The sequence below is a fragment of the Paracidovorax wautersii genome, assembly GCF_900113035.1.
Lineage (GTDB): Bacteria > Pseudomonadota > Gammaproteobacteria > Burkholderiales > Burkholderiaceae_C > Paracidovorax > Paracidovorax wautersii.
In genome coordinates, this window is the sequence record NZ_FONX01000004.1 from 259,025 (window position 1) to 272,186 (window position 13,162).

A 13,162-nucleotide genomic window follows, 5' to 3' on the forward strand; every position below is an offset into this window, starting at 1 on the left:
CGGCCTGAGCCGGCTGAACCAGACCGATCGGTCGCGCTTGCGCGTGTCCGCGAGTTTCCGCTCGCCCCCGCCAAGCTCCATTCGACCTGATGGCATTCGTCAACTGGAGATCCCATGTTCATCGACTCTTTTTCTTTCCGCACGCCGGGCGGCGCTGTGCCATGGCGCAGGCTTGCTGCCGGCATCGTTGCGGCATTCGCCATGGGCGCCGGTGCAGCCCATGCCGCCGACGGCCTGACGCTGGATCAGGCGCTGCGCCTGGCACAAACCCGTTCTCGCGCGCTCGTGGCCCAGGATGCGACGGCATCGGCCGCACGGGACATGGCGGTCGCCGCCGGACAGCGGCCAGACCCCACCCTCAAGCTCGGCATCAACAACCTGCCCGTCAACGGCGCGGATCGGTTCAGCCCGACGCGCGACTTCATGACCATGCGCTCCATCGGCGTGATGCAGGAGTTCACACGCGAAGACAAACTCAAGGCCCGTGCCGGGCGCTACGAGCGCGAGGCCGAAGTCGCCGAGGCCGGGCGCAGCCTGGCGCTCGCCAACCTGCAGCGCGACACCGCCTTGGCCTGGCTGGACCGTCTCTTCCAGGAGCGTGTGCGCGACATGCTGGTGACCCAGCGCGACGAAGCGCGCCTGCAGATCGACGCCGCTGATGCCGCCTACCGGGGCGGGCGCGGCACGCAAGCCGATGTGTTCGCCGCCCGTTCGGCGGTCGCCCAGATCGACGACCGCATCGAGCAGGCCGAGCGCCAGGTCGCCACGGCCCGCACGCAACTGGCGCGCTGGATTGGCTCCGTCGCAAGCGATCCCCTGGGCTCGGTTCCGGCATTGGATACGGTTCGCCTGAGCCCGCAGGATTTGGAAGCCCAGTTGGCCCACCACCCTGAAATCGCCGTGATGCAAAAGCAGGAAGAGGTCGCGCAGGCCGAAGCCGACATCGCGCAAGCCAACAAGAAGACCGATGTGAGCGTCGAGCTGATGTACAGCCAGCGCGGCCCGGCCTACTCGAACATGGTCTCGCTCAATGTTTCGATCCCGCTGCAGTGGGACCAGAAAAACCGCCAGGACCGCGAGCTGGCCGCCAAGCTCGCCAGTGTCGAGCAAAAGCGCGCCGAGCGCGAGGAAGCCACGCGCGCCCATGTGGCCGAGGCACTGGCGATGCTGCAGGAATGGCGCAGCGACCGAGAGCGCCTGGCGCGCTACGACAGCTCGCTGCTGCCACTGGCCACCGAGCGCACGCGCGCCTCGATCGCCGCCTACCGCGGCAACGCGGGCACCTTGACCGCGGTGCTAGAGGCACGCCGCGCCGAGATTGACACGCGCGTCGAACGCTTGCGCCTGGAAATGGGCGCGGCGCGCCTGTGGGCACAACTGAACTACCTGGTGCCGGCTGGTCACGACACGGCCGCACCCCGCCCCTGAGCACAACCGAGAGACCTCCCATGAAAACCAAAAACCTCGTGATGGCCCTCGTCGCCGCCGGCGTGCTGGGCGCCGCCGGCTACGGCCTCTACACCCTCGGCATGCGCCACGGAGCCGACATGCCGGCCACGCCTTCGAATCCCAGTGGCATGGCATCGCCGCAAGCGGCGACTCCCGCTGTTGCTGCGCCTGCCAATGAGTCGGGCGAGGACGCCACGCGGCGGCATATCGCGGCCGGCCTCAAGGCCGGCGACGTCGATCCCGCCAATGGCAAGAAGATCCTGTACTACAACGATCCCATGGTACCGGCGAACAAGTTCGACAAGCCGGGCAAGTCACCCTTCATGGACATGATGATGTCGCCGGTCTATGCCGACGGGGATGCAGATAAGGGAAACGTCACTGTCAGCTCGCGCATCCAGCAGAACCTCGGCGTTCGCACCGCCGAAGTGACCGAAGGCACGCTGTCGCCGCAGGTGTCGGCGGTGGGCAGCATCGCCTTCAACGAGCGTGACCAGGCGATCGTGCAAGCGCGTGCCACCGGGTACGTCGAGCACCTGTACGTGCGTGCCACGCTGGACCCGGTCGCCAAGGGGCAACCGCTGGTCAGCCTCTATGTCCCGGACTGGGTTGCTGCGCAGGAAGAGTTCCTGTCAGTACGGCGCATGAAAGGCACGGACCTGGGTGGGCTGGTCGACGGTGCGCGCCAGCGCATGCGCCAGGTCGGCATGGACGATGCCCAGATCGCGCTGGTCGAGCGCAGCGGCAAGACCCAGCCACGCATCACGCTGAGCGCGCCCATCGGCGGCGTGGTGGTCGAATTGCTGGCGCGTGAAGGCATGACGGTGATGCCGGGCGCGACGCTGTTCCGCATCAACGGCTTGTCCACCGTGTGGGCCAACGCCGAGGTGCCCGAGAGCCAGGCCGCGCTGCTGCGCCCGGGCGCCAAGGTGCAGGCCCGTAGCCCGGCCGCGCCCGGCAGCAGCTTCGATGGCAAGGTGCAGGCGATCCTGCCCGAGGTGAATCCGAGCACGCGCACACTGAAGGCTCGCCTGGAGCTCGCCAATCCTGGCAGCCGGCTGGTACCGGGGATGTTCGTCACGATGAACTTCGTGGACATGCGGCCCGACAAGACGCTGCTCGTGCCCACCGAGGCGGTGATCCAGACCGGCAAACGCACGGTGGTGATCGTGGCCGAAGACAACGGGCGCTTCCGTCCGGTCGATGTCGAGGCGGGCCTGGAGAACAGTGGCCAGACCGAGATCAAGCGCGGCCTGTCGGCGGGGCAGCGCGTCGTCGTGTCCTCGCAGTTCCTGATCGACTCGGAGGCCAGCCTCAAGGGTGTCGAGGCCCGCTTGAACAGCGAGCCGGCCGTGGTTGCCCCAGCTTCGCCTTCGGCCCCGGTGGCCGCCAGCGCGCCACGGCATGTCGGTGAGGCCAAGGTCGTCAGCGTCGGCAAGGACGCGTTGACCCTGTCGCACGGCGCCATTCCCACAATGAAGTGGGGCCCGATGACGATGGACTTCAAACTGCCGCCCGACGGCGCGGCGCGCAACGTGCAGGTCGGTGATCGCGTGCGCTTCGAGTTCTTCATGGGCGCGGACGACCTGCCGCAGCTCACGCACGTCACGCCGATGGCGGCCGGAGGCAAGCCATGATCGCCAAGCTGATCCGCTGGTCCATCGCCAACCGCTTCCTCGTGCTGCTGGCCACCTTGGCACTCAGCGCCTGGGGCATCTATGCGGTACAGCGAACGCCGCTGGACGCGCTGCCCGACCTGTCGGACGTGCAGGTCATCATCCGCACCACCTATCCGGGCCAGGCGCCGCGCATCGTCGAGAACCAGGTCACGTACCCGTTGACGACGACGATGCTCTCGGTGCCGGGCGCAAAGGCGGTGCGCGGCTACTCGTTCTTTGGCGACTCCTTCGTCTACGTGCTGTTCGAGGACGGGACCGACCAATATTGGGCGCGCTCCCGCGTCCTCGAATACCTCAACCAGGTGCAGTCGAGGTTGCCGGCCCAGGCTAAGGCCTCGCTCGGTCCGGACGCTTCCGGCGTGGGCTGGATCTACGAGTACGCACTGGTCGACCGCAGCGGCAAGATGGACATCTCGCAACTGCGCGCCCTGCAGGACTGGTTCCTCAAGTACGAGCTCAAGACCGTGCCCGACGTGGCCGAGGTTGCCTCGGTAGGCGGCATGGTGCGCCAGTACCAGATCGTGCTTGATCCGGACAAGCTCGCGGCCTACGGCATCCCGCACACCAAGGTCGTGGAGGCGATCCAGCGCGCGAACCAGGAGACCGGCGGCTCGGTGCTCGAACTCGGCGAGGCCGAATACATGGTGCGCGCCTCGGGCTACCTGGGGAGTCTTGAGGATTTTAGGAAGGTGCCGCTGATGACGACAGCCGCCGGCGTATCAGTGCGCCTGGGCGACGTGGCCCGGGTGCAGATCGGTCCGGAGATGCGCCGCGGTATCGGCGAACTCAATGGCGAGGGCGAAGCCGTCGGCGGCGTGATCGTCATGCGCTCAGGCAAGAACGCGCTGCAGACCATTGCCGCGGTCAAGGACAAGCTCAAGGGCCTGGCGTCCAGCTTGCCGCGGGGCGTGGAGATCGTGCCGGTGTACGACCGCTCCGGGCTGATCGAACGCGCGGTCGACAACCTCACGCACAAGCTGATCGAGGAGTTCATCGTCGTCGCGGTGGTCTGCTTCATCTTCCTGTTCCACCTGCGCTCGGCGCTGGTCGCGATCATCTCTCTGCCCCTGGGCATCCTGGCGGCGTTCATCGTGATGCACTACCAGGGCGTCAACGCCAACATCATGTCGCTGGGGGGTATCGCGATCGCCATCGGTGCGATGGTCGACGCGGCGGTGGTGATGATCGAGAACGCCCACAAGCATCTGGAGCACTGGAGCCATGAGCACCCCGGCGAGGTGCTCGAAGGGCCGGCCCGGTGGCGGGTCATCGGTGACTCGGCGGCGGAGGTGGGGCCGGCGTTGTTTTTCTCGCTGCTGATCATCACGCTGTCCTTCGTGCCTGTGTTCACGCTGGAAGCGCAGGAGGGACGCCTGTTCTCGCCGCTGGCGTTCACCAAGACCTACGCCATGGCGGCTGCGGCCGGCCTGTCGGTGACCTTGATTCCGGTGCTCATGGGCTACCTGATCCGTGGCCGCATCCCCGATGAGAAAAACAATCCACTCAATCGCCTGTTGATCGCGGTCTACCGGCCGCTGCTCGACAGGGTGCTGCGCGCCCCAAAGCTCACGCTCGTGGTGGCGGTCGTGGTGCTGGCCACCAGCCTGTGGCCGCTGCAGCACATCGGCGGCGAGTTCATGCCGCGGCTGGACGAAGGTGACCTGCTGTACATGCCTTCGGCGCTGCCGGGACTGTCGGCAGGAAAGGCGGGAGAGCTGCTGCAGCAGACCGACCGCCTGATCAAGACGGTGCCGGAGGTCGCGAGCGTCTACGGCAAGGCCGGCCGCGCGGAGAGCGCCACCGACCCCGCTCCGCTGGAGATGTTCGAGACGACGATCCAGTTCAAGCCGCGCGACCAGTGGCGCGCCGGCATGACGACCGACAAGCTGGTCGAGGAACTTGACCGCATCGTCAAGGTGCCGGGCCTGTCCAACATCTGGGTGCCGCCGATCCGCAACCGCATTGACATGCTGGCCACGGGCATCAAGAGCCCTGTGGGGGTTAAGGTCGCGGGCACCGACCTAGCAACCATCGATCGCATCACCGCAGAGATCGAACGCACGCTCAAGGACGTGCCCGGCGTCAGCAGCGCTTTGGCCGAGCGGCTCACGGGTGGGCGCTATGTGGATGTGAACATCCGGCGCGACGATGCGGCCCGCTACGGCCTGAACATCGCCGACGTGCAGTCGGTGGTCTCGTCCGCCGTGGGCGGCGAGAACATCGGCGAGACGGTGGAAGGCCTGCAGCGCTTCCCGATCAACCTGCGCTACCCGCGCGAGATGCGCGATTCGCTGGAAAAACTGCGCTCCCTGCCCGTCGTGACCGAGCGCGGCCAGCGCCTGGTGCTGTCCGACGTGGCCGACATCCGCATTGCCGACGGGCCGCCGATGCTGCGCAGCGAGAACGCGCGCCTGTCGGGCTGGGTGTACGTCGACATCCGGGACCGCGACCTGCGCTCCGCGGTGCAGGACATGCAGCAGGCCGTGGCCAAGCAGGTAAAGCTGCCGCCGGGCTACTCAATCTCCTGGTCGGGACAGTTCGAGTTCCTGGAGCGGGCCACCGCCAAGCTCAAGGTAGTGGTGCCCTTCACGCTGCTCATCATCTTCGTGTTGCTGTACCTGACCTTCGGCGCGTTCGGTGAAGCGCTTCTGATCATGGCTGCGCTCCCATTCGCGCTGGTGGGCGGCATCTGGCTGCTGTACCTGCTGGGCTACAACCTGTCGATCGCGGGTGCGGTGGGCTTCATCGCACTGGCTGGCGTGTCCGCCGAATTCGGCGTGATCATGCTGCTGTACCTCAAGAACGCCTGGCAGGAGCGAGTCGGCCGCGGCACGACCAGCGAGGCCGATCTGCTGAATGCCATTCGCGAGGGCGCCGTGCTGCGCGTGCGGCCCAAAGCGATGACGGTGGCCGTCATCCTGGCCGGCCTGCTGCCGATCATGTGGGGCACGGGCACCGGCTCCGAGGTGATGCAGCGCATCGCCGCGCCGATGGTGGGAGGGATGGTCACGGCCCCGTTGCTGTCGATGTTCGTCATTCCCGCGGCCTACCTGTTGATGCGGCGGCCGCGCGAGCGCAAGGCATCGCGGCGGATGTTCTGGAGGCGTCGTCATGCGGCCACTTGAACGCTCCGGTGGCGGCCGCGCATGGGGTGCGGCGGTGCTTTGCCTGTCGCTGCTGCTGGGCACAGCGACACGCGCTGCCGTTTCCGCCCAGGAGATTCAGCACGCCGGCCCGGTGATGACGGCAATGGTGGCCTCGCGCCCGTTGCCCAGCAGCGCCGACGATTGCCAGGTATGCCCGGCTTGTGCCATCGCACCGGCACCAGCGGCTCACGCATTCACCGGCGAAGGCGAAGCGCGAGAGCAGGCTCCGGTGGCCTGGCTCGCGCTTGCGACGGTGGCGCCGGCGCCGACCTGGTTCTTTGATGCGGGAGGCGGTCGACTGCGATGGCCTGTACGCCTAGCGTTCTGCCGGTGGCTGGATTGATCCGATGAGGCTCCTCTCGGACTTTTTGGATCAACCAACCTTGGAAAACCATCATGAAAAAATCACTGCTCCCCCTCATCGCCGCCCTGGCGCTGGGCGCTTCTCTGCCTGCACTGGCCGGCCCCGACTTCCAGGCCATCGAGAAGGCACGCGCAGCCAAACAGGCGGCAGCAGCATCGCAAACGGCCAGTACCACCCGAGTCGACGGCACCACAGGTCAGCGGGTGAACTGCCCGACCGACCCGCTGGTGCTGCCGCTGGATCACGGCCCGCGTGCCCAAACGACGCCTGGAGAAAACCGGATGCGCAAGGCGCGTTACGAGGCCCAGGTCAAGGCATGCACGAACCCCGGGTCGTGAGCACCAGCCCATGACTCTCCAACGCTGGCCATTCCCAGTGGCCGCGTTCCATCCGGGGCCTGCCAGAAGGCCGGCCCCATTTTTAAAGCTCAGAAAAGGAAATCCATCATGAAACTCGTCTCAACCGCAACGCTGATCGCCGCCTTGGCGTTTTCTGCTGCCACCTTCGCCCAATCCGGCGACATGGGCAGCATGAAGATGGAGGGTAAGGGCATGCAGGAGTGCATGGACATGAAGGGGATGAAGGGCATGGACATGAAGGACATGGATGCCAAGAAGTGCCAGGACATGATGAAAGGCATGGACGCCAAAGGCACCGCCAAGTCCGCGGCCCATGAGGCCGATGCCGTGGTGAAGGAATTTGACGCGGTCCAGGGCAAGGTCACCCTTGCGCATGGCCCCGTCAAGAGCCTGGGGTGGCCCGCGATGACCATGGCGTTTGGCGTCAAGGACAAGGCCCTGTACGACAAACTCGCCGTGGGCGCGAAAGTCCACGTCGGGTTCAAGAAAGAGGGTGACGGCTACGTCGTGACCTCGGTCAAATAACGCGCCGCAGACGATGTGAGCCTGCGACTACGGTGAACGCGCACGCGTTTCGTAGTCGCATCCTTCCTGCAAATTGATCAAGGTGATCAGCATCGTCACCCAAGGCGTTTTTCTGTTTCACCGCAGATGCAGGGCGATCCCGGCCACTGGAGCATGGCCGGCCACGCTGTCGTGCTGCGCATTGAACCCCTGCGGGTTTCGCCCCATGCGGGCTCTCATCGCTGACACCTCCGGCCCAACTTGCTGACCAGGGCCTGCGCGCTGCGCTTGCCAAGACCGGGTGTAGCTGGATGGTGGGGTGTGGCGGCTTGCTGTCTCCCCATGGTGCCACGGCGTTCGCGCCGTAAAGGGCGGCGCGCCATGGGCGCTTGCGGCCTGCGGCCGTCGTGCCCCTTGACGGCTTGCGCTGCGCCGTGACCCGCAGGGGCTGGGCAATTCCGCCCGGCATCCTTTCAGGAGTTCAGCATGAACTACGCATTCATCACCGACGAGCAGCGTGCGCTGCTGCTGGCCAACGGCCGCGCATCCTTGGAGAACCCGGACTTCGATCCGGCGCCCGTAGTCAAGCTGTTCACGCCCGATGCGGGCGCGACCTGGCTGCTGACCGAGATTGATCCCGACGACCACGACCACGTCTTTGGTCTTTGCGACCTGGGCCTGGGGATGCCGGAAATCGGCTGGGTCAGCCTGGGCGAGCTGGCAGCGGTGCGCGGGCGGCTGGGGTTGCCGATCGAGCGTGACCTGTCTTTCCGCGCCGAGAAGCGGTTGAGCGCCTATGCGCGCGATGCGCGCTTGGCCGGGCGGATCGCTGTCTGACCTGGCCTTGGGAGCGCCGCAAGGCGCTCCTTGTGCTTTCTCGACCATCGAAGGAGATCAATGCCATGAGCAGCCATCACGACTACATCATCGAAATCACGGCGCAGCACGATGCGCTCAAGCCGTTCGCGCCGGAGAACGGCCAGCCCTTGCGCTTCAAGATCGGCGACGCGGTGATCTACACCAACGAGTACGGCGCACAGTTCCGGCGCCGCGTCACCGGGTTCTACCAGCCCACCGGGCTGTCGGGTCTGTACGCGCGCGGTGCGCGATACCTGCTGGACTCGTCATCGCCGTGGATGCCGGTTGCGGAATCCAGCCTGCGTCCTGACGACTCGGCATGATGCCTACGCGCCCCTGACGGGGCGCTGCGCGCTTCGCTTGCCTCCAGGGGAAAGCCCTGCGGGCTATCCCCGCCGCGCGATGCTTGGCACCCCTCAAAGACCGCCGAACCGGCTGCGCCGGATCGGCCAGACAACATCAGCCGCAGATCGACGATGCCTCGCGTTTGCTCATCCTGATCCAGTTGTTCATTCCACTTTGAAGGCTGGGCGTCCCCGGCCACCTGGGAGATAGCCGGTCGCGCTGTCGTGCGCGTGGCGCATCGAGCCGCCTGCGGCGTCTCGCCCCTTCGGGCTTCCATCGTTCCCTCGCTCCGCTCGGCTGACGCCTCCGGCCCGGCTTCCAGCTTCGGGCCTGCGCGCTTCGCTTGCCGTGCGGTCGGTGTGTAGGGACGGCCGTTGCCATGTCCAGCCGTCTTCCCTGACTTCATCACCTTCACCGCGACTGTAGCCCGCGGCTGTGTGCCGTCAAGGCGCGCAGGGCCGTGTCCTCGGCTGCGCCTGCGGGCCGCACCAACCCTGCGCTTGTCTCCTTGACGGCCCCCGTCCGCGCGCTCCTGACCGTCGCGGGCGATGAACTCAGGAAGGACGGTGGCAACAGGGCCAACCGGGTTCCTCGTGCCGACCGCACCGAACAGCCGAAAGGCTGGGCTCCGAATCTAGGAATCCGGTGTGCGGTTTTCTTCAACAGCCTTTTTGTTCAGGAGAACGACATGCTTGCAACCCGTTTCGCTTCCCACTCCCCGGCGCTGCGCAGCGGCTACCCGCTGTCCGATGACCAGATTCGCAGGGTGGCCCCGTCCATCTTCGCGGATGCACCGCATGAGAGCCGTTCCGAGCGGTACGCCTATATCCCCACCGCCGCCGTGCTGACCGAACTGCGCAAAGAGGGGTTTCAACCCTTCATGGTGACGCAGACCCGCGTGCGCGATGAAGGCAAGCGCGAGCACACGAAACACATGCTGCGCCTGCGCCATGCCAGCCAGATCAACGGCGCGGAAGCTAACGAAATCGTGCTGCTGAACTCCCATGACGGCACGAGCAGCTACCAGATGCTGGCCGGAATGTTCCGCTTCGTGTGCAGCAATGGGCTGGTGTGCGGTGACACCGTGGCCGATGTGCGCGTACCCCACAAAGGCAACGTGGCCGGGCACGTCATCGAAGGCGCTTATGAGGTGTTGAGCGGCTTCGAGCGGGTGAAGGAATCGCGCGACCTGATGCGCGGCATCACCTTGGACGATGGCGAATCGGAGGTGTTCGCCCGTGCTGCGCTGGCGTTGAAGTACGACGACCCGGACAAGCCAGCGCCTGTCACCGAATCGCAAATTCTGATGCCGCGCCGCTTCGACGACCGCCGCCCGGACTTGTGGAGCGTGTTCAACCGCACTCAAGAAAACCTCACCAAAGGCGGCCTGTCCGGGCGCAGCACCAACGGACGCAGGCAGCAGACCCGCCCCGTGCAGGGCATTGATTCCGACATTCGGCTGAACCGTGCCCTGTGGCTGCTGGCCGATGGTATGCGCCAGCTTAAGGCTTGAACCGTTCCCCCGCCGGAGGGGCGGTTCCCCTCCATTTCCTTGTTTCACTTATTGGAGATTCACCATGAACGCCGTTACCACTACCGAAGCCCGCGCCGTCCACACCGCAGCCAGCAGCGCAGCGAACGTGCTGCAAGCCGCCGACCCGAGCAAGCACATGATTCTGGTTCCGCTGTCGCGGCTGGTGCTGCGCCCCACGGGCCGCAATGTGCGCAAGACCCCGCGCATGTCCATCCCCGAACTGGCCGCGAGCATCCAGCGCGTTGGCCTGCTGCAAAACCTGATCGTGATTCCCGCCGCTGATGGCGAGCATTACGAGGTGGTGGCCGGTGGCCGACGCCTTGCAGCCCTCAAGCTGCTGGCGAAGAAACACCGCATCGCCAAGGATTGGGAGGTGCCTTGCCTGCAGGTGGCCGATGGCACGGCCCGCACGGCCAGCCTCACCGAAAACGTGCAGCGCGAAGCCATGCACCCCGCAGATCAGTTTGAAGCGTTTGCGGCATTGGTGGCCGAGGGCCGGCCCATCGAGGACATTGCGGCGGATTTCTCCGTCACGCCGCTGGTGGTGCAGCGCCGCTTGAAGCTGGCGAATGTCTCGCCCCGCCTGATGGCCGACTATCGCGCCGATGCCGTGACGCTGGATCAGTTGATGGCGCTGTCCATCACCGACGACCACGCCGCGCAGGAGGCCGCGTTCTATGATGCGCCACAGTGGCAGCGCAACCCGTCCAACTTGCGCGAGCGGCTGACCGAGCGCGAGATTGGGGCATCGCATCCGCTGGTGCGCTTTGTCGGGTTGGACACCTACGAGCAGGCAGGCGGAGGCATCCGCCGCGACCTGTTCGCGGAAGGCGATGCGGGCGTGTACCTCAACGATGCCGCTCTGCTGGAAACGCTGGTGCGCCAGAAGCTGGCGAGCATTGCCGACACAATCCGCACCGAGGGCTGGGCATGGGTGGATGCCACGCCGGGCGTGACCCATGCCGACCTGCACGCCTTTCAGCGTGCGCCGAGGGAGCGCCGCGCACCGGGCAAGCGCGACGCACAGCGCATCGAGAAGTTGCAGGCCAAGATGCAGGAAGTGGCCGAAGCCATTGATGCCGCGATGGACGCCGACGACGAGGACAAGGCCGAAGCCTTGCAGGAAGAAGGCGAGCGCCTGGGCGAGCAGTTGCAGGCATTGGAGGATGGCTTGCTGGACTATGCCGCGAGCGTGAAGGCCGCAGCCGGTGCCATCGTCACCATCGACCGCAACGGCGAAGCCGTCATTCATCGCGGGTTGCTGCGCGAAGCCGAGGCCAAGGCGCTGCGCACGCTGGAGAAGCTGCGCCAAGGTTTTAGCGGCGCGGAAATCGAAGGCGACGACGACGGCGAAGATGCCGACGAAGCACCCAAGGCCGCAGCCATGTCCGACCGGCTGGCCCAACGCTTGAGCGCCCACCGCACCGCCGCGCTGCAAACCGAAGTCGCCCGGCATCCGCAGGTGGCGCTGGCGGCGCTGGTGCATGGCATGGTGCAAACCATCTTGCAGGGCAGTCACTACGGCCACGATCTGCCGCTGGGGGTTCGCCTCACGGTGCAGGACAGGCTGGAAGGCATGGCCCCGGACTGGCCGGAATCGCCTGCTGCTGTGGCTCTGCACGAGGCGCAGCAGGCATGGGGCGAGAAGCTGCCCGAGGACAGCGCCGAACTGTTCGCTGCGCTGCTGGCGATGGAGCAAGGCGAACTGGTCAAGCTGCTGGCCGTGTGCGTGGCTTCGACGGTGGACGTGGTGACGCCGCGTGCCACGGTGCAGCAGCCGGGCGCGGAACTAGCGCAGGCCGTGGGGCTGGACATGGCCGCGTGGTGGCAGCCGACTGCCGAGGGGTATTTCCGGCATGTTCCAAAGGCCGTGATTCTGCGAGCCGTGGGCGAGTACGCGCCCGAGCACGTCACCCGGTTGGCAAAGCTGAAGAAAGCCGACATTGCCAGCGAAGCCGAACGACTGGCCGATGGTACGGGCTGGATGCCCGCCATCTTCAAGGCCATAGGCTCGCAGGGAGCTGCGCAGGAGGAAGGCCCGGAACAGGACGCCCCGGAGGATGCCGAGGTAATGGCGGATGAACCCGCCGAGGCGCTGGCTGCTTGACCCGCGCCAATGGCAATCGCCCCGGCCTTGACCGGGGCGCTTCGCTGGAAGGAGAACCGCCCCATGACCCGCACCACGACCAGCCGCCCGCGCATGGCGGCGATCTACGCGCCCGGCACGGTGCGCGCCCGCCGCTGGCGCGGCGATGGCGACGTGTGCGGCTACCTCCCGCCCTCGGGCTGGACGACGCGCGCCGACCTCGCCGACATTCACCCCATCACGGGACGCGCCTTGCCGCGCGCCGTGTGGTGGCTCATCAAAACGAAGGAATAACCGCGATCAGCACCGCGCCCAGGCCGTTCCGTCCTGGGCGCGGTAAAAGCCCAATCCGGGCGCGGCGGTGGCCGCGCCCGGTGTTGAAGGCCCAACAGCTCCATCAGAACGCCGCCGCCTTCGCTGGCACTCAGGCGGCGGCGTTGAAATTGCCGGGCGTCACGCCCGGCAACGCGCTGTCGGGTTTTCCGGCTGCGCCTCATGCCGTCTTTGCTGTTGTTATAATATAGCCCCCTAGACTATATTAATTGTCGGCTGTCATGTCCCATACCTCTCGCCAGAAAGACAAGCTGGTCGCCCGTGTTCGCCGCATCAAAGGGCAGTTGGAAGGCATCGAGCGCGCTTTGGAATCAGACGCGGCGTGCGTGGAAGTGCTACGCCAGATCGCGTCAGTGCGCGGCGCGGTCAATGGCCTGACCGCCGAGGTGATGGAAGACCATTTGCGCGAGCACGTCCTGGAAGTTGAAACGGACAAGGAGCGCCGCCAGGGCGGCGAGGAAATGGTCGAGGTCATCCGAGCCTACATGAAATAAACCCGCCGCCC

11 protein-coding genes are annotated in these 13,162 nt (G+C 66.3%); all 11 read left to right on the forward strand.

Going from position 1 to position 13,162, the window contains the following annotated elements; translation table 11 throughout:
• The first annotated feature begins 114 nt into the window (after positions 1–114).
• The gene (locus BM070_RS08185; protein WP_016451578.1) at positions 115–1,428 is read left to right on the forward strand and encodes a TolC family protein; all 1,314 of its coding nucleotides are present in this window, start codon (positions 115–117) and stop codon (positions 1,426–1,428) included.
• A 20-nt stretch (positions 1,429–1,448) separates the two neighbouring features.
• Positions 1,449–3,086 carry an efflux RND transporter periplasmic adaptor subunit gene (locus BM070_RS08190; RefSeq protein WP_016451577.1) on the forward strand — a complete coding sequence of 546 codons (1,638 nt, stop codon included), beginning with the start codon at positions 1,449–1,451 and terminating at the stop codon, positions 3,084–3,086.
• Positions 3,083–6,253: an efflux RND transporter permease subunit gene (locus BM070_RS08195; protein WP_016451576.1), complete on the forward strand. Its 3,171-nt coding sequence runs from the start codon at positions 3,083–3,085 to the stop codon at positions 6,251–6,253. Before BM070_RS08190 ends, BM070_RS08195 begins: the two co-directional genes overlap by 4 nt.
• Before the next feature lie 417 nt (positions 6,254–6,670).
• Positions 6,671–6,976, forward strand: a complete 306-nt coding sequence (locus tag BM070_RS08200) for a hypothetical protein (protein ID WP_016451575.1) — start codon at positions 6,671–6,673, stop codon at positions 6,974–6,976.
• Positions 6,977–7,084: 108 nt separating this feature from the next.
• Entirely contained in the window at positions 7,085–7,522 is a 438-nt protein-coding gene (locus BM070_RS08205; RefSeq protein ID WP_016451574.1) for a copper-binding protein, read from the forward strand.
• A 465-nt stretch (positions 7,523–7,987) separates the two neighbouring features.
• Positions 7,988–8,338: a DUF2958 domain-containing protein gene (locus tag BM070_RS08210; RefSeq protein ID WP_012202402.1), complete on the forward strand. Its 351-nt coding sequence runs from the start codon at positions 7,988–7,990 to the stop codon at positions 8,336–8,338.
• A gap of 65 nt (positions 8,339–8,403) precedes the next feature.
• Positions 8,404–8,682: a hypothetical protein gene (locus tag BM070_RS08215; RefSeq protein ID WP_012202401.1), complete on the forward strand. Its 279-nt coding sequence runs from the start codon at positions 8,404–8,406 to the stop codon at positions 8,680–8,682.
• 710 nt (positions 8,683–9,392) lie between these two features.
• A complete protein-coding gene (locus tag BM070_RS08225) occupies positions 9,393–10,217 on the forward strand; it encodes a DUF932 domain-containing protein (RefSeq protein ID WP_012202400.1) in 825 nt (274 codons plus the stop codon).
• Between the two features lie 64 nt (positions 10,218–10,281).
• A complete protein-coding gene (locus BM070_RS08230; protein ID WP_016451573.1) occupies positions 10,282–12,345 on the forward strand; it encodes a ParB/RepB/Spo0J family partition protein in 2,064 nt (687 codons plus the stop codon).
• A 63-nt stretch (positions 12,346–12,408) separates the two neighbouring features.
• Entirely contained in the window at positions 12,409–12,618 is a 210-nt protein-coding gene (locus BM070_RS08235; protein WP_012202398.1) for a hypothetical protein, read from the forward strand.
• Between the two features lie 260 nt (positions 12,619–12,878).
• Positions 12,879–13,151 (forward strand): metal/formaldehyde-sensitive transcriptional repressor, encoded by a 273-nt coding sequence (locus tag BM070_RS08240; protein ID WP_012202397.1) that lies wholly within the window; start codon positions 12,879–12,881, stop codon positions 13,149–13,151.
• Positions 13,152–13,162: the final 11 nt, after the last annotated feature.